We start from the raw sequence: 17,390 nt of genomic DNA, 5'->3' as shown, positions 1-17,390 counted from the left end.
CTGAGGAGCATCGTTGAGCAGGCTGCGTTGGCTGACCGCGGGGGAATCCCACGGTCCCGCACTTGTCGCGACGCTGGAGGGCCTTCCCGCCGGCGTGCCGATCACCACCGAGATGGTCGCCGACCACCTCGCGCGGCGGCGGCTCGGCTATGGACGCGGCGCGCGGATGAAGTTCGAGCGCGACGAGGTCACCTTCCTCGGCGGTGTCCGCCACGGTCTGACCATGGGCTCTCCCGTCGCCGTCATGGTGGGCAACACCGAGTGGCCCAAGTGGGAACAGGTCATGGCGGCCGACCCGGTCGATCCGGAGGTCCTCGCCGGCCTCGCCCGCAACGCCCCGCTCACCCGCCCGCGCCCCGGCCACGCCGACCTCGCCGGCATGCAGAAGTACGGCTTCGACGAGGCCCGGCCGATCCTGGAGCGGGCCTCGGCGCGGGAGACGGCCGCCCGGGTAGCGCTGGGCGCGGTCGCCCGGTCGTACCTGAAGGAGACGGCCGGCGTCGAGATCGTCTCCCACGTCGTGGAGCTGGCCGCGGCCAAGGCGCCCTACGGCGTCGTGCCGACCCCGGCCGACGTCGAGAATCTGGACGCCGACCCGGTCCGCTGCCTGGACGCCGACGCGTCGAAGGCGATGGTCGCCGAGATCGACCAGGCCCACAAGGACGGCGACACCCTCGGCGGCGTCGTCGAGGTGCTGGCCTACGGCGTCCCCGTCGGGCTCGGCTCGCACGTGCACTGGGACCGCCGCCTGGACGCCCGGCTGGCCGCCGCGCTGATGGGCATCCAGGCCATCAAGGGCGTCGAGGTCGGCGACGGCTTCGACCTCGCGCGCGTGCCCGGCTCCAAGGCGCACGACGAGATCCTCGCCACCGGCGACGGGATCAGGCGCGCCTCCGGCCGCTCCGGCGGCACCGAGGGCGGGCTGACCACCGGCGAGCTGCTGCGTGTGCGCGCCGCGATGAAGCCGATCGCGACCGTGCCGCGGGCCCTTCAGACCGTCGACGTCGCCACGGGCGAGGCGACCCAGGCCCACCACCAGCGCTCCGACGTGTGCGCGGTCCCGGCCGCCGGGATCGTCGCCGAGGCGATGGTGGCGCTGGTGCTCGCGGACGCGGTGGCGGAAAAGTTCGGCGGCGACAGCGTCGCCGAGACCCGCCGCAACGTGCGCTCGTACCTCGACAACCTGCACATCCGATGAGCGGGCCCCGGGTCGTCCTGGTCGGCCCCATGGGCGTCGGCAAGTCGACCGTCGGCCACCTGCTCGCCGAGCGGCTCGGCGTCGCCTTCCGCGACACCGACGACGACATCGTCGCCGACGCGGGCCGCGCCATCGCGGAGATCTTCGTCGACGAGGGTGAGGACGCCTTCCGCGCGATGGAGAAGCGGGCCGTGCGGCGCGCCCTCACCGAGCACGACGGCGTCCTGGCGCTGGGCGGCGGCGCGATCCTGGACCCGGACACGCGCGGCCTGCTGGCCGGGCAGCGCGTGCTCTACCTGGCCATGGACGTGGAGGAGGCCGTCAAGCGGACCGGCCTGAACGCGGCCCGCCCGCTGCTCGCCGTCAATCCGCGCAAGCAGTGGCGCGAGCTGATGGAGGCCCGCCGCCATTTGTACGAGGGCGTCGCCACCGCGGTCGTCGCCACGGACGGCCGCACCCCCGAAGAGGTCACCCGAGCAGCCCTGGACGCACTGGAGTTGAAGGAAGCATGAGCAGCGAATCCGTGACGCGGATCCGGATCGGCGGCAGCGCGGGGTCGGAGCCCTACGAGGTGCTGGTCGGCCGCCGGCTGCTGGGCGAGCTCGGCGCGCTGATCGGCGACCGCGTCAAGCGGGTCGCCGTGATCCACCCCGAGGCGCTCGCCGAGACCGGGGACGCGCTCCGCGCCGACCTGGCCGAGCAGGGCTTCGAGGCCGTGGCCATCCAGGTGCCCAACGCGGAGGAGGCCAAGACCGCCGAGGTCGCCGCGTACTGCTGGAAGGCGCTCGGCCAGTCCGGCTTCACGCGCACGGACGTCGTCGTGGGCGTCGGCGGCGGCGCGACCACCGACCTGGCCGGATTCGTCGCCGCGACCTGGCTGCGCGGGGTGCGCTGGATCGCCGTCCCGACGACCGTGCTCGCCATGGTCGACGCGGCCGTCGGCGGCAAGACCGGCATCAACACCGCCGAGGGCAAGAACCTCGTCGGCTCCTTCCACCCGCCGGCCGGGGTCCTCTGCGACCTCGCCGCGCTGGACTCGCTCCCGGTCAACGACTACGTCTCGGGACTCGCCGAGATCATCAAGGCCGGCTTCATCGCCGACCCGGTGATCCTCGACCTCATCGAGTCCGACCCGGAGGCGGCCCGCACCCCGCAGGGCCCGCACACCGCCGAGCTGATCGAGCGGTCCATCAGGGTCAAGGCGGACGTCGTGTCGTCCGACCTCAAGGAGTCCGGGCGGCGGGAGATCCTCAACTACGGCCACACCCTGGCGCACGCCATCGAGAAGAACGAGCGCTACAAGTGGCGGCACGGCGCGGCCGTCTCCGTCGGCATGCACTTCGCCGCCGAACTGGGCCGCCTCGCGGGCCGGCTGGACGACGCGACGGCGGACCGGCACCGCACGGTCCTGGAGTCGGTGGGCCTCCCGCTGCACTACCGCTACGACCAGTGGCCCAAGCTGCTGGAGAACATGAAGGTCGACAAGAAGTCCCGCGGCGACCTGCTGCGCTTCATCGTCCTGGACGGCCTGGCCAAGCCGACCGTCCTGGAGGGCCCCGACCCGGCCGTCCTGCTCGCCGCCTACGGCGAGGTGGGCGAGTAGGACCCGCCGGACGCCCGCGCGGGACCGCCCGGGCGCCCTCGCGGCCCTTGTGCCGGATTCGCCGTGCGCACCGGGCACTTCGGACCGCCCCCGGCCGTTCACCGAACGACAGCCGGGGGCGATACCGTTCGGACGGGGCCACCTCCCACGCCCTTTAGGCTGTGATCCGAACGGGGGTCCGCCCCCACAGCCAGCGCCCATTGCCTGTACGAGACGGAGTGGCACCGGATGCAGCACGCAGTGGGTTCTCCGCTGCCGCCGCCCCACCAGCCGGGGCACGGTCCGGCCGCCGGCTGGTCGCCGGCCGCCCAACACCCGGGCCCGCACCAGCCGGGCGGCGCCCCGCACCAGCCGGGTCAACTCGGCGCCCCCGCGGGCCCCGTCCCGCCCGCGCCCCAGCCGCCGGTCCCGGCGGCGCCGCCGCCCGCCCCTCAGCACGCCCCGGCCCCCCAGCACGCCCCGGCCCCGCAGGCCCCGGACGCCACCGGGCACGTCCCGCTGCCGCCCGGCGCGCCCGTCCCCATGCCCGGCGCGCCGCCCGCCGCCGCGGTCCCCGACCCGGCGGGCACCACGCTGGCGGTGCTGCTGATCGGCCCGGCGGGCGCGGGGAAGACCAGCGTCGCCAAGTTCTGGGCCGAGCACCGCCGGGTGCCCACCGCGCATGTCAGCCTCGACGACGTGCGCGAATGGGTCCGCTCGGGCTTCGCCGACCCGCAGTCGGGATGGAACGAGCACTCCGAGGCCCAGTACCGGCTCGCCCGCCGCACCTGCGGCTTCGCCGCCCGCAACTTCCTGGCCAACGGCATCTCGTGCATCCTGGACGACGCGATCTTCCCCGACCGCCCGGCCGTGGGCCTCGGCGGCTGGAAACGCCATGTGGGGCCGGGCCTGCTGCCCGTCGTCCTGCTGCCCGGTCTGGAGGTCGTCCTGGAGCGCAACGCCGAGCGCTCCGGCAACCGCCGCCTCACCGACGAGGAGGTCGCCCGCATCCACGGCCGGATGGCCGGCTGGTACGGCTCCGGCCTGCCCATCATCGACAACTCCCAGCTCGACGTCCCCACCACGGCCAGGGTCCTGGACGACGTACTGGCGCGGGCGATCGCCAGCCCGCCCAAGTGGTGACCGGCGCGGCGGGGGAGCGGCGCGGCCGCTGACGACGGCCCGGCGGTCCCGCGCCGGAGGGGAGCGGTGCGCGCCCGGGGGCGCCGCGTCCCCCGAACGCCTTCCCAACCGGCGCGATCCGGTCGGCGCTCCTACGCTCGTGTCATGTCAGAGGTGCACGAGTCCCGCCGAAACCGCCTACGGGAACGTTGCCGCGCGGCCGGCACCGCGGCGGCGCTGATCTCCCGTCCCGCCAACGTGAGGTATCTCGCGGGCGCCGCCCCGAACGGCTCCGTCCTGCTGCTGGGCGGACGCGAGGATCTCCTGGTCTGCTCCGGACCGCTCGACGAACGTCCCGGCGACGCCCGGCCGGACGACGCCCTGCGCGTCCACTGCCTGCCGCACGCCGACGGCGACCCGGCGGTCGCCGCCGCCGGCCTCCTGGCGGCCGGGGGCGACGACTCCCTCGCCATCGAGGAGCACCACCTCACCGTCTCCCGGCACCGCGAGATCCGCTCCGTCGCGCCCCGGCTGCGCCTGGCCGACCTCGGCGGCGCGGTGGAGCAGGCGAGGGTGGTCAAGGACGAGGAGGAGATCTCCTGCCTGCGGATCGGCGCAGAGATCGCCGACCAGGCCCTCGGAGAGCTGCTGGAGTCCATCCTGGTCGGACGGACCGAACGCCATCTCGCCCTCGAACTGGAGCGGCGTCTCGTCGACCACGGCGCGGACGGCCCGGCCTTCCCCACGTCCGTGGGCACCGGCCCGAACTCCGGCCGCCGGGGGCACCGGCCGACGGACCGGCGGGTCGAGGAGGGCGACTTCCTGTCGGTCTGCCTGGGAGCCGCCTACCGCGGCTACCGCTGCGAGATCGGCCGCACGTTCGTGATCGGCACCTCTCCGGCCGATTGGCAGATCGAGCTGTACGACCTCGTCTTCGCCGCCCAGCGTGCCGGGCGGGAGGCCCTGGCACCCGGTGTGGCCTGCCGTGACGTGGACCGCGCGGCACGCCAGGTGCTGGCCTCGGCGGGGCACTGCGAAGGGCTCCCGGCGTTCGTCGGGCACGGTGTCGGACTCGAAATCGAGGAGGACCCGCAGTTGACTCCCGCGGCCATGGGTAAACTGGACGCTTGCGTGCCGGTCACCGTCGAACCCGGGGTCCACCTACCGGGTCGGGGCGGCGTCCGGATCGATGACACGCTCGTCGTGCGCCCCGAGGCGGACGGCGGACCCGAGCTACTCACCATCACGACCAAGGAGCTGCTCGCCCTCTAGGCAGGTGCGTGCCCCGGGGTCGTCCACGTCAGTCCAGGAGATTCCGCAACCGTGGCTTCCACGAACGACCTCAAGAACGGCCTGGTGCTCAAGCTCGAAGGCGGCCAGCTCTGGTCCGTCGTCGAGTTCCAGCACGTCAAGCCCGGCAAGGGCCCGGCCTTCGTGCGCACCAAGCTCAAGAACGTGCTGTCCGGCAAGGTGGTCGACAAGACCTTCAACGCCGGCGTCAAGGTCGAGACGGCCACTGTCGACAAGCGCGACATGCAGTTCTCGTACATGGACGGCGAGTACTTCGTCTTCATGGACATGGAGACCTACGACCAGCTCATGGTCGACCGCAAGGCCGTCGGCGACGCCGCCAACTTCCTGATCGAGGGCTTCACGGCCACCGTCGCGCAGCACGAGGGCGAGGTGCTCTTCGTGGAGCTGCCGGCCGCCGTCGAGCTCGTGGTGCAGGAGACCGAGCCGGGCCTTCAGGGCGACCGCTCCACCGGCGGCACCAAGCCCGCCACCCTGGAGACCGGTCACCAGATCCAGGTCCCGCTCTTCATCACCACCGGTGAGAAGATCAAGGTCGACACCCGCACCAGCGACTACCTCGGCCGGGTGAACAGCTAACCGTGGCTGCCCGCAACACGGCCCGCAAGCGCGCCTTCCAGATCCTCTTCGAGGGCGACCAGCGCGGAGCCGACGTCCTGACGGTCCTCGCGGACTGGGTGCGGCTCTCCCGGGCCGACACCCGGCAGCCGCCGGTGAGCGAGTACACGATGCAGCTGGTCGAGGGCTACGCGGAGTACGCGCGGCGCATCGACGACCTGATCTCGCAGTACTCGGTCGGCTGGACGCTGGACCGGATGCCGGTCGTCGACCGCAACATCCTGCGACTGGGCGCCTACGAGCTGATCTGGGCCGACGAGACCCCGGACGCCGTCGTTCTCGACGAGATGGTGCAGCTGGCGAAGGAGTTCTCGACGGACGAGTCGCCCTCGTTCGTCAACGGCCTGCTCGGCCGCCTCAAGGAGCTCAAGCCGTCCCTGCGGCGCGAGTAGTCCGCGCCGGGCGGGCCGGGACGCCGCAGGCCGTCACAGGCGGTCTGCGGGCCGTCAGCGGCTCGTGGCGGTGTCCCCGCGTCTCTCGGGGGCGTGACCATGCCGGAGGGCCCACAGCGCACGCTGTGGGCCCTCCGGCATGGTCACGCCTTTCGCGGACGTGGCCGGAACCGTCGGGTTCCGGCCACGGCGAGGGGACGTTTCTGCTCAGCCGCTGGGCGGCTAGTTCTCCTCGTGGGAGACGGCGCGGCGCGCGTCCGCGTCCAGGACGCCCCAGCTGATCAGCTGCTCGGTCAGGACCGAGGGCGACTGGTCGTAGATGACGGCGAGGGTGCGCAGGTCGTCCTGGCGGATCGACAGCACCTTGCCGTTGTAGTCGCCGCGCTGCGACTGGATGGTGGCCGCGTAGCGCTGGAGCGGGCCCGCCTTCTCGACCGGCACGTGGGCCAGTCGCTCCAGGTCCAGGACCAGCTTCGGCGGGGGCTCGGCCGCTCCGCCCGGGGTGGTGCCCGGCAGCAGTTCCTGCACGGGGACGCCGTAGAAGTCCGCCAGTTCGGCAAGGCGCTGCACGGTCACGGCGCGGTCGCCGCGCTCGTACGAACCGACCACGACCGCCTTCCAGCGTCCCTGGGACTTCTCCTCGACACCGTGGAGGGAAAGGCCCTGCTGGGTGCGGATCGCGCGGAGCTTGGCCCCGAGCTGTTTGGCGTATTCGCTGGACATATAGCTCCCCGGCACTGGGTCGACGCGGCACGAGCCGCGTGCTGGTAACTCACTGTGAGGTTACGCAGCGTGATTCTCCCGCGTCAAGCCGAATGGTCCACACCGACTCTTCCGTGGTAGTGGCGACCGGTTAGGCCAAGGGGGTGACGGCGCCGCCCTCCCGGCCTGCTACCGTGGATGGCGCAAATCCGACGTCCTTTAAGGTCCGTCCCGTGAGGCGGAGAAGGAGGTCCGTTTCGTATGGACAAGCAGGACATTGAGCAGGACCCCCGGCAGGCCGACGCGCGGCCCGTCCTCGAGGGCCCCGACATCGCGCGTGTGCTGACCCGTATCGCCCACGAGATCGTCGAACGCGCCAAGGGCGCCGACGACGTGGTGCTGCTCGGCATCCCGACCCGCGGCGTGTTCCTCGCCCGGCGGCTCGGCGCCAAGCTGGAGCAGATCACCGACCGCAAGATCCCCGTCGGCTCCCTCGACATCACCATGTACCGCGACGACCTGCGCATGCACCCCCCGCGCGCGCTGGCCCGCACCGAGATCCCCGGCGACGGCCTCGACGGCAGACTGGTCGTCCTCGTCGACGACGTGCTCTTCTCCGGCCGCACCATCCGCGCCGCCCTCGACGCGCTGAACGACCTCGGGCGCCCGCGCGCGGTGCAGCTCGCGGTCCTGGTCGACCGCGGCCACCGCGAACTGCCCATCCGCGCCGATTACGTCGGCAAGAACCTCCCCACGTCGCTGCGGGAGACGGTCAAGGTCCAGCTCGCCGAGGAGGACGGACGCGACACCGTCCTGCTCGGCGTCAAGCAGACCCAGTAGCAGACGGATCGCGTACGCCGCCGTCGTGCGCACGTACGCCCCTTCGGCACGCCTCCGCCTGCCCGGAACCTCCCGAATCCTGAACTGCCTTACGGAGCCTGACAGATGCAGCGTCATCTCATCTCGGCCGCCGACCTCACCCGCGACGACGCCGTCCTGATCCTCGACACCGCCGAGGAGATGGCCCGGGTGGCCGACCGGCCCATCAAGAAACTGCCGACCCTGCGCGGCCGCACGATCGTCAACCTCTTCTTCGAGGACTCCACGCGCACGCGCATCTCCTTCGAGGCCGCCGAGAAGCGGCTGTCCGCGGACGTGATCAACTTCTCCGCCAAGGGGTCGAGCGTGTCCAAGGGCGAGTCCCTGAAGGACACCGCCCAGACGCTGGAGGCCATGGGCGTCGACGCCGTCGTCATCCGGCACGGCGCCTCCGGGGCGCCCTACCGGCTGGCGACCTCGGGCTGGATCGACGCCGTCGTCGTCAACGCCGGCGACGGCACCCACCAGCACCCCACCCAGGCCCTCCTGGACGCCTTCACCATGCGCCGCAGGCTGGTCGGCCGGGACGCCGGGATCGGCCAGGACCTCTCCGGCAGGCGCATCACCATCGTCGGCGACGTCCTGCACAGCCGGGTCGCCCGCTCCAACGTGGACCTGCTGCACACCCTCGGCGCCGAGGTCACCCTGGTCGCCCCGCCCACTCTGGTCCCGGTCGGCATCGAGAGCTGGCCCTGCGCGGTCTCCTACGACCTCGACAGCACGCTGCCCAAGTCCGACGCGGTGATGATGCTGCGCGTGCAGCGCGAGCGGATGAACGCCGCGTTCTTCCCGACCGAGCGCGAGTACTCGCGCCGCTACGGCCTCGACGGCGACCGGATGGCGCGCATGCCCGAGCACGCGATCGTGATGCACCCCGGCCCGATGGTGCGCGGCATGGAGATCACCGCCGAGGTCGCCGACTCCGACCGCTGCACCGTCGTCGAACAGGTCGCCAACGGCGTGTCCATCCGGATGGCCGTCCTCTACCTGCTCCTGGGCGGCAACGAACCCGCCGTCAGCCACGCCCGCACCACCGAGGAGAAGTAAGAACATGAGCAAGATCCTGATCCGTGGTGCGAAGGTGCTCGGCGGCGAGCCCCAGGACGTCCTCATCGACGGGGACACGATCGCCGAGGTGGGCACCGGCCTGAGCGCCGACGGCGCCGAGGTCGTCGAGGCCGCGGGCAAGGTGCTGCTGCCGGGCCTGGTCGACCTGCACACCCATCTGCGCGAGCCGGGCCGCGAGGACTCCGAGACCGTGCTGACCGGCACCCGCGCCGCCGCCTCCGGCGGTTACACGGCCGTCTTCGCCATGGCCAACACCTTCCCCGTCGCCGACACGGCCGGCGTGGTCGAGCAGGTCTACCGCCTGGGGCAGGAGCACGGCTACTGCGACGTGCAGCCCATCGGCGCGGTCACCGTCGGACTGGAGGGCCGCAAGCTCGCCGAGCTGGGCGCCATGCACGAGTCGGCAGCCGGGGTCACCGTCTTCTCCGACGACGGCAAGTGCGTCGACGACGCCGTGATCATGCGCCGGGCCCTGGAGTACGTGAAGGCCTTCGGCGGGGTCGTCGCCCAGCACGCGCAGGAGCCGCGGCTGACCGAGGGCGCCCAGATGAACGAGGGCGTCGTCTCCGCCGAGCTGGGGCTGGGCGGCTGGCCCGCGGTCGCCGAGGAGTCGATCATCGCCCGGGACGTCCTGCTCGCCGAGCACGTCGGCTCCCGCGTCCACATCTGCCACCTCTCCACCGCGGGATCCGTCGAGATCGTCCGCTGGGCCAAGTCCCGCGGCATCGACGTCACCGCCGAGGTCACCCCGCACCACCTGCTCCTCACCGACGAGCTGGTCCGCTCCTACAACCCCGTCTACAAGGTGAACCCGCCGCTGCGCACCGAGCGGGACGTCCTCGCCCTGCGCGAGGCGCTCGCCGACGGCACGATCGACATCGTGGCCACCGACCACGCCCCCCACCCGCACGAGGACAAGGACTGCGAGTGGGCCGCGGCCGCCATGGGCATGGTCGGCCTGGAGACCGCGCTGTCGGTGGTCCAGGAGACCATGGTGCAGACGGGCCTGCTGGACTGGGCCGGAGTCGCCGACCGCATGTCCTGCGCGCCCGCCCGGATCGGACGGGCCGCCGGCCACGGTCGTCCCGTCTCGGCTGGTGAGCCCGCCAACCTCACGCTCGTCGACACGGAATACCGTGGGTCCGTGGACCCCGCGGGCTTCGCCTCGCGCAGCCGCAACACCCCGTACGAGGGGCGTGAGCTGCCGGGCCGGGTCACGCACACCTGGCTGCGGGGCAAGGCCACGCTCGTCGACGGGAAGCTCACGTGACATCTGCAGCACTACTGCTCGCGGCCGAGAAGGAATCGGCCCAAGTGACCGACTGGGCCGCACGGGTCGGCTGGGTGGTCGGCCTCGGCCTCTTCGTCGCGCTCGTCTACTGGCTGATGCGCGAGGGCTGGAAGTGGCGCGGGACCCTCCAGGGCGACCTGCCCGAGCTGCCCGCCCGCCCGTCTCCCACCACCACCCTCAACGGAGGCGGCGAGCCGCCGCTTCCTGGAATGCCGGACGAGCCGGGCCCGGTGAGACTGGGCATGAGCGGCCGCTACCACGGCTCCACCAGCGCCGGGCAGTGGCTCGACCGCATCGTGGCGCACGGCCTGGGCACCCGCAGCCGGGCCGAGCTCACCCTGACGGACGCGGGACTGGACGTCGTGCGCCCCGGCGCGAGCGACTTCTTCGTCCCGGCCGCCGCCCTGCGCGGGGCCCGGCTCGACAAGGGCATCGCCGGCAAGGTCCTCACCGAGGGCGGGCTGCTGGTGGTGACCTGGGCGCACGGCGACCGGCTGCTCGACTCCGGGTTCCGCTCGGACCACGCGGCCGAGCACACCGCCTGGGTCGACGCCATCAACTCCATGATCAAGAACGACACGACGGAAGGCGCACGATGACGACCTCCACCAGGGGAGCCGCCAGGACTCCCGCCGTACTCGTCCTGGAGGACGGCCGCATCTTCCGCGGACGCGCCTACGGGGCCGTGGGGGAGACCTTCGGCGAGGCGGTGTTCTCCACCGGCATGACCGGCTACCAGGAGACCTTGACCGACCCGTCGTACGACCGCCAGATCGTCGTCGCGACCGCCCCGCAGATCGGCAACACCGGCTGGAACGACGAGGACGACGAGTCGGGCCGCATCTGGGTCGCCGGCTATGTCGTGCGCGACCCCGCGCGCGTGCCGTCCAACTGGCGCGCCAAGCGCTCCCTGGACGACGAGCTGGCCGCCCAGGGCGTCGTCGGGATCTCCGGCGTCGACACCCGCGCTCTCACGCGCCACCTGCGCGAGCGCGGCTCCATGCGCGCCGGCGTCTTCTCCGGCGAGGCGATCGCCCCCGACGGCGAGCTCCTCGCGCGCGTGCAGGCCCAGCCCCACATGAAGGGCGCGAGCCTGTACGAGGAGGTCGCCACCAAGGAGGCCTACGTGGTGCCCGCGGTCGGCGAGAAGCGCTTCACCGTCGCCGCCATCGACCTCGGCATCAAGGGCATGACCCCGCACCGCATGGCCGAGCGCGGCATCGAGGTGCACGTGCTCCCGGCGACGGCGACCGTCGACGACGTCTACGCCGTCGCCCCGGACGGCGTCTTCTTCTCCAACGGTCCGGGCGACCCGGCCACCGCCGACGGCCCCGTCGCGCTCATGACCGCCGTGCTGGAGCGCAGGACGCCCGTGTTCGGCATCTGCTTCGGCAACCAGATCCTCGGCCGCGCCCTCGGCTTCGGCACCTACAAGCTGAAGTACGGCCACCGGGGCATCAACCAGCCCGTGCAGGACCGCACGACCGGCAAGGTCGAGGTCACCGCGCACAACCACGGCTTCGCCGTGGACGCGCCGCTCGACAAGGTCAGCGAGACGAAGTTCGGCCGCGTCGAGGTCTCGCACGTGTGCCTCAACGACGACGTCGTGGAGGGGCTGCACCTGCTCGACCAGCCGGCCTTCTCCGTGCAGTACCACCCCGAAGCGGCAGCGGGCCCGCACGACGCCGCCTACCTCTTCGACCGCTTCACGACCTTGATGAGCACCGTCCCGATGGAGGGCCAGCGTGCCTAAGCGCACCGATATCCAGTCCGTCCTGGTCATCGGCTCCGGCCCGATCGTCATCGGCCAGGCCGCCGAGTTCGACTACTCCGGCACCCAGGCGTGCCGCATCCTGCGCGCCGAGGGCCTGCGGGTGATCCTGGTCAACTCCAACCCGGCGACGATCATGACCGACCCGGAGATCGCCGACGCCACCTACGTCGAGCCGATCACCCCCGAGTTCGTCGAGAAGATCATCGCCAAGGAGCGGCCCGACGCCCTGCTGCCCACCCTGGGCGGCCAGACGGCCCTCAACACGGCGATCTCGCTCGCCGAGAACGGCGTCCTCGACAAGTACGGCGTCGAACTGATCGGCGCCAACGTCGAGGCCATCAACAAGGGCGAGGACCGCGACCTGTTCAAGGGCGTCGTGGAAGCCGTCCGTGCCAGGACCGGTCACGGCGAGTCCGCCCGCTCGGTCATCTGCCACACCATGGACGAGGTGATCGCCGGAGTCGACGAACTGGGCGGCTACCCGGTCGTCGTGCGCCCGTCCTTCACCATGGGCGGCGCGGGCTCCGGCTTCGCCCACGACGAGGAGGAGCTGCGCCGCATCGCCGGCCAGGGCCTCACCCTCTCGCCGACCACCGAGGTGCTCCTGGAGGAGTCCATCCTCGGCTGGAAGGAGTACGAGCTGGAGCTGATGCGCGACAAGCACGACAACGTCGTGGTCGTCTGCTCCATCGAGAACTTCGACCCCATGGGCGTGCACACCGGCGACTCGATCACCGTCGCCCCCGCGATGACGCTGACCGACCGCGAGTACCAGGTGCTGCGCGACGTCGGCATCGCGATCATCCGCGAGGTCGGCGTCGACACCGGCGGCTGCAACATCCAGTTCGCGGTGAACCCCGAGGACGGCCGCGTCATCGTCATCGAGATGAACCCGCGCGTGTCGCGGTCCTCGGCGCTCGCCTCCAAGGCGACCGGCTTCCCGATTGCGAAGATCGCGGCCAAGCTCGCCGTCGGCTACACCCTCGACGAGATCCCCAACGACATCACGCGGGAGACCCCGGCCTCCTTCGAGCCCACCCTCGACTACGTCGTCGTCAAGGCTCCGCGATTCGCCTTCGAGAAGTTCCCCAGCGCCGACTCCACGCTGACCACGACCATGAAGTCGGTCGGCGAGGCCATGGCCATCGGCCGCAACTTCACCGAGGCCTTCCAGAAGGCGCTGCGCTCCCTGGAGAAGAAGGGCAGCCAGTTCACCTTCGTCGGCGACCCCGGCGACAAGGACGAGCTGCTGCGCGAGGCCGAGCGCCCCACCGACGGCCGCATCAACACCGTCATGCAGGCCATCCGCGCGGGCGCCACGCCCGAGGAGGTCTTCGAGTCCACGAAGATCGACCCCTGGTTCGTCGACCAGCTCTTCCTGATCAAGGAGACCGCCGACGAGCTGGCCGCCGCCGACCGCCTCGACGGCGAACTGCTCGCCGAGGCCAAGCGCCACGGCTTCTCCGACCAGCAGATCGCCGAGATCCGCGGGCTGCGCGAGGACGTGGTGCGCGAGGTCCGCCACGCGCTGGGTGTGCGCCCGGTCTACAAGACGGTCGACACCTGCGCCGCCGAGTTCGCCGCGAAGACGCCGTACTTCTACTCCTCCTACGACGAGGAGAGCGAGGTCGCGCCGCGCGAGAAGCCCGCCGTGATCATCCTGGGCTCCGGCCCCAACCGCATCGGCCAGGGCATCGAGTTCGACTACTCCTGCGTCCACGCCTCCTTCGCGCTGAGCGACGCGGGCTACGAGACCGTTATGGTCAACTGCAACCCCGAGACCGTCTCCACCGACTACGACACCTCCGACCGCCTGTACTTCGAGCCGCTGACGCTCGAGGACGTGCTGGAGGTCGTCCACGCGGAGGCGCAGGCCGGCCCGATCGCCGGCGTCGTCGTCCAGCTCGGCGGACAGACCCCGCTCGGCCTGGCGCAGGCGCTGAAGGACAACGGGGTGCCGATCGTCGGCACCCCGCCCGAGGCCATCCACGCGGCCGAGGACCGGGGCGCCTTCGGACGCGTCCTCGCCGAGGCGGGCCTGCCGGCCCCCAAGCACGGCACCGCCACCACCTTCACCGAGGCCAAGGCCATCGCCGACGAGATCGGCTACCCGGTCCTCGTCCGGCCGTCCTACGTGCTCGGCGGCCGCGGCATGGAGATCGTCTACGACGAGACCCGGCTGTCGTCCTACATCGCCGAGTCCACCGAGATCAGCCCCACCCGGCCGGTCCTGGTCGACCGCTTCCTCGACGACGCCATCGAGATCGACGTCGACGCCCTGTACGACGGCGAGGAGCTGTACCTCGGCGGCGTGATGGAGCACATCGAGGAGGCCGGCATCCACTCCGGCGACTCGGCCTGCGCCCTGCCCCCGATCACCCTGGGCGGCTTCGACATCAAGCGCCTGCGGGCCTCCACCGAGGCGATCGCCAAGGGCGTCGGCGTGCGCGGCCTGATCAACATCCAGTTCGCGATGGCCGGCGACATCCTCTACGTGCTGGAGGCCAACCCGCGCGCCTCGCGCACCGTGCCCTTCACCTCGAAGGCCACCGCGGTGCCGCTGGCGAAGGCCGCCGCCCGGATCTCGCTGGGCGCGACCGTCGCCGAGCTGCGCGCGGAGGGCATCCTCCCGGCGACCGGCGACGGCGGCGAGCTGCCGCTGGACGCGCCGATCTCCGTCAAGGAGGCCGTGATGCCGTGGACCCGCTTCCGGGACACCTCCGGCCGCGGCGTCGACACCGTCCTCGGCCCCGAGATGCGCTCCACCGGCGAGGTCATGGGCATCGACTCCGTCTTCGGCACGGCGTACGCCAAGTCGCAGGCGGGCGCCTACGGCCCGCTGCCCACCAAGGGCCGCGCGTTCATCTCGGTCGCCAACCGCGACAAGCGCTCGATGATCTTCCCCGCGCGCGAACTGGTCGCCCACGGCTTCGAGCTGCTCGCCACCTCCGGCACCGCCGAGGTCCTGCGGCGCAACGGCATCAACGCCACGGTGGTGCGCAAGCAGTCCGAGGGCACCGGCCCCAACGGCGAGAAGACCATCGTCCAGTGCATCCACGACGGGGAGGTCGACCTCATCGTCAACACCCCGTACGGCACCGGCGGCCGTCTCGACGGCTACGAGATCCGCACGGCGGCCGTGGCCCGGTCCGTGCCGTGTCTGACGACGGTCCAGGCGCTCGCCGCCGCCGTCCAGGGCATCGACGCCCTCAACCACGGCGACGTGGGCGTCCGCTCACTCCAGGAACACGCCGAACGGCTGACCGCGGCCCGCGACTAGCAGCCCTGAGGGGGACACCGGAAACGGTGTCCCCCTCTTCATGAGGCTCTTCATGAGGGAACCATGTACAAGATCTTCTTCAAGCTCGTCTTCCGCCGGATGGACCCCGAACGGGCCCACTACCTCGCCTTCCGCTGGATCCGCCTCGCCGTCCGCGTCCCCGTGCTGCGCACCTTCGTCGCCGCCGCCCTCGCCCCCCGCTACAAGGAACTGCGCACCGAGGCTTTCGGGCTGCGCATGCACGGCCCCTTCGGACTCGCCGCCGGCTTCGACAAGAACGCGATCGCGATCGACGGCATGGCGATGCTCGGCTTCGACCACGTCGAGATCGGCACCGTCACCGGCGAGCCGCAGCCCGGCAACCCCAAGCGGCGGCTCTTCCGTCTCGTGAAGGACCGGGCGCTCGTCAATCGGATGGGCTTCAACAACGACGGCTCGCTCGCCGTCGCCGCCCGCCTGGCCTCCCGCACGCCCGTCTTCAAGCCCGTGGTCGGCGTCAACATCGGCAAGACCAAGGTCGTCCCCGAGGAGGAGGCCGTCGGGGACTACGTGAAGTCGGCCGAGCGGCTCGCGCCCTACGCCGACTACCTGGTCGTGAACGTCTCCTCGCCGAACACGCCCGGCCTGCGCAACCTTCAGGCCACCGAGGCCCTGCGGCCGCTGCTCGTCGCCGTCCGCGAGGCCGCCGACCGCGCGGTGCGCGCGCGCCGGGTCCCGCTGCTGGTGAAGATCGCCCCGGACCTGGCCGACGACGACGTCGACGCGGTCGCCGACCTGGCCGTGGAGCTGGGCCTGGACGGCATCATCGCCACCAACACCACCATCGCGCGCGAGGGCCTCGGACTGACCTCCGACCCCGCGCTGGTCAAGGAGACGGGCGGACTGTCCGGCGCCCCGCTCAAGGCCCGCTCCCTGGAGGTGCTGCGCCGCCTCTACGCGCGCGTGGGCGACCGGATCACCCTGGTGGGCGTCGGCGGCGTGGAGAACGCCGAGGACGCCTGGCAGCGCGTCCTGGCCGGCGCCACGCTGGTCCAGGGGTACAGCGCGTTCGTCTACGAAGGGCCCTTCTGGGGCCGGGCCGTCCACAAGGGCCTCGCCGCCCGCCTGCGGACGAGCCCGTACGCCACCCTCGCCGACGCGGTCGGCGCCGACGTGAGGAGGACGGCATGACCATGGAGCCCTTCGGCGCCCGGCTGCGCCACGCGATGGACGAGCGCGGCCCGCTGTGCGTGGGCATCGACCCGCACGCCTCCCTGCTCGCCGAGTGGGGCCTGAACGACGACGTCAGCGGTCTGGAACGGTTCAGCCGCACGGTCGTCGAGGCGACGGCCGACCGGGTCGCCCTCCTGAAGCCGCAGAGCGCCTTCTTCGAGCGGTTCGGCTCGCGCGGGGTGGCCGTCCTGGAGAAGACGGTCCAGGAGGCGCGGGCGGCCGGCGCCCTGGTCGTCATGGACGCCAAGCGCGGCGACATCGGCTCGACCATGGCCGCCTACGCCGAGTCGTTCCTGCACAAGGACGCGCCGCTGTTCTCCGACGCCCTGACCGTCTCGCCGTACCTGGGCTACGGATCGCTGGCGCCGGCCGTGGAGCTGGCCCGGGAGAGCGGCGCGGGCCTGTTCGTCCTGGCGCTCACCTCCAACCCGGAGGGCGGCGAGGTCCAGCACGCGGTGCGCGCCGACGGGCGGGACGTGGGCGCGACGATGCTGGCGCACCTGGCGGCGGAGAACGCGGGGGAGGAGCCCCTGGGCTCCTTCGGGGCGGTCGTCGGGGCCACTCTGGGCGATCTCTCGGCGTACGACCTGGACGTCAACGGGCCGCTCCTCGCGCCCGGCGTCGGGGCCCAGGGGGCGACCCCGGCGGATCTGCCCCGGGTCTTCGGGTCCGCGGTGCGCAACGTGGTGCCGAACGTGAGCCGGGGCGTGCTGCGCCACGGCCCCGACGTCGTCGCTCTGCGTGACGCCGTGGAGCGGTTCGCGCGAGATGTGCGCACGGCCCTGACCTCCGCCTGACGGGCGCGGGCCGCCCGACCGGGGATTCGGCCGGGCGGCCGAGGGCGGACTCGGGCAGGGATACATCCTCGAATCCAGGGCAGTATGTCCTAAATGTCCGGCCCTACGGAGGCTGACCAGGACTTTTCCGCTGTTCTCGCTGACTCTGGCGGAGTTGGCCGCTA

General features: G+C 72.0%; 16 protein-coding genes. 15 read left to right on the top strand and 1 reads right to left on the bottom strand.

The features are described from left to right. The first annotated feature begins 13 nt into the window (after positions 1-13). From aroC to nusB, 7 genes are all read left to right on the top strand, one after another. Entirely contained in the window at positions 14-1,198 is a 1,185-nt protein-coding gene (aroC, locus tag ACGFSH_RS21875; protein WP_393351058.1) for a chorismate synthase, read from the top strand. Beyond that, positions 1,195-1,710: a shikimate kinase gene (locus tag ACGFSH_RS21870; protein WP_393351056.1), complete on the top strand. Its 516-nt coding sequence runs from the start codon at positions 1,195-1,197 to the stop codon at positions 1,708-1,710. The genes aroC and ACGFSH_RS21870 overlap by 4 nt, the downstream gene beginning before the upstream one ends. Then, positions 1,707-2,801, top strand: coding sequence for a 3-dehydroquinate synthase (gene aroB / locus ACGFSH_RS21865; RefSeq protein WP_393351054.1), 1,095 nt, complete (start codon positions 1,707-1,709; stop codon positions 2,799-2,801). The genes ACGFSH_RS21870 and aroB overlap by 4 nt, the downstream gene beginning before the upstream one ends. A gap of 228 nt (positions 2,802-3,029) precedes the next feature. After that, positions 3,030-3,923, top strand: a complete 894-nt coding sequence (locus ACGFSH_RS21860; RefSeq protein ID WP_393351052.1) for a Pro-rich N-terminal domain-containing protein — start codon at positions 3,030-3,032, stop codon at positions 3,921-3,923. A 144-nt stretch (positions 3,924-4,067) separates the two neighbouring features. Then, complete coding sequence (locus ACGFSH_RS21855) at positions 4,068-5,174, top strand: M24 family metallopeptidase (protein WP_393351050.1); 1,107 nt, start codon at positions 4,068-4,070, stop codon at positions 5,172-5,174. 51 nt (positions 5,175-5,225) lie between these two features. After that, positions 5,226-5,792 (top strand): elongation factor P, encoded by a 567-nt coding sequence (efp, locus tag ACGFSH_RS21850; protein ID WP_020117452.1) that lies wholly within the window; start codon positions 5,226-5,228, stop codon positions 5,790-5,792. Positions 5,793-5,794: 2 nt separating this feature from the next. After that, positions 5,795-6,223 (top strand): transcription antitermination factor NusB, encoded by a 429-nt coding sequence (gene nusB / locus ACGFSH_RS21845; RefSeq protein ID WP_393351048.1) that lies wholly within the window; start codon positions 5,795-5,797, stop codon positions 6,221-6,223. Between the two features lie 222 nt (positions 6,224-6,445). Here nusB and bldD read toward each other — a convergent pair whose 3' ends face one another. Then, a complete protein-coding gene (gene bldD, locus ACGFSH_RS21840; RefSeq protein ID WP_030785871.1) occupies positions 6,446-6,946 on the bottom strand; it encodes a transcriptional regulator BldD in 501 nt (166 codons plus the stop codon). 240 nt (positions 6,947-7,186) lie between these two features. Here bldD and pyrR point away from each other — a divergent pair, with 240 nt between their 5' ends. The 8 genes from pyrR to pyrF all read left to right on the top strand — a co-directional run bounded on the left by pyrR (position 7,187) and on the right by pyrF (position 17,226). After that, entirely contained in the window at positions 7,187-7,765 is a 579-nt protein-coding gene (gene pyrR / locus ACGFSH_RS21835; RefSeq protein ID WP_393351046.1) for a bifunctional pyr operon transcriptional regulator/uracil phosphoribosyltransferase PyrR, read from the top strand. 105 nt (positions 7,766-7,870) lie between these two features. Continuing rightward, positions 7,871-8,851: an aspartate carbamoyltransferase catalytic subunit gene (locus tag ACGFSH_RS21830; protein ID WP_393351044.1), complete on the top strand. Its 981-nt coding sequence runs from the start codon at positions 7,871-7,873 to the stop codon at positions 8,849-8,851. 4 nt (positions 8,852-8,855) lie between these two features. Next, on the top strand, positions 8,856-10,142 hold the full coding sequence (locus ACGFSH_RS21825) for a dihydroorotase (RefSeq protein WP_393351042.1): 1,287 nt from the start codon (positions 8,856-8,858) through the stop codon (positions 10,140-10,142). Beyond that, on the top strand, positions 10,139-10,762 hold the full coding sequence (locus ACGFSH_RS21820; RefSeq protein ID WP_393351039.1) for a hypothetical protein: 624 nt from the start codon (positions 10,139-10,141) through the stop codon (positions 10,760-10,762). Before ACGFSH_RS21825 ends, ACGFSH_RS21820 begins: the two co-directional genes overlap by 4 nt. Further along, on the top strand, positions 10,759-11,916 hold the full coding sequence (gene carA / locus ACGFSH_RS21815; RefSeq protein ID WP_393351037.1) for a glutamine-hydrolyzing carbamoyl-phosphate synthase small subunit: 1,158 nt from the start codon (positions 10,759-10,761) through the stop codon (positions 11,914-11,916). Before ACGFSH_RS21820 ends, carA begins: the two co-directional genes overlap by 4 nt. Further along, positions 11,909-15,217, top strand: coding sequence for a carbamoyl-phosphate synthase large subunit (carB, locus tag ACGFSH_RS21810; protein ID WP_393351035.1), 3,309 nt, complete (start codon positions 11,909-11,911; stop codon positions 15,215-15,217). Before carA ends, carB begins: the two co-directional genes overlap by 8 nt. Before the next feature lie 63 nt (positions 15,218-15,280). Further along, a complete protein-coding gene (locus ACGFSH_RS21805) occupies positions 15,281-16,387 on the top strand; it encodes a quinone-dependent dihydroorotate dehydrogenase (RefSeq protein ID WP_393351034.1) in 1,107 nt (368 codons plus the stop codon). Next, positions 16,384-17,226: an orotidine-5'-phosphate decarboxylase gene (pyrF, locus tag ACGFSH_RS21800; RefSeq protein ID WP_393351032.1), complete on the top strand. Its 843-nt coding sequence runs from the start codon at positions 16,384-16,386 to the stop codon at positions 17,224-17,226. The genes ACGFSH_RS21805 and pyrF overlap by 4 nt, the downstream gene beginning before the upstream one ends. Positions 17,227-17,390: the final 164 nt, after the last annotated feature.

Origin of the sequence: Streptomyces sp. NPDC048481, from assembly GCF_043200075.1 — a bacterium.
Classification (GTDB): Bacteria; Actinomycetota; Actinomycetes; order Streptomycetales; family Streptomycetaceae; genus Streptomyces.
The sequence above is the reverse complement of the archived record's forward strand: the minus strand, read 5'-3'. Positions and strand labels throughout refer to the sequence as shown.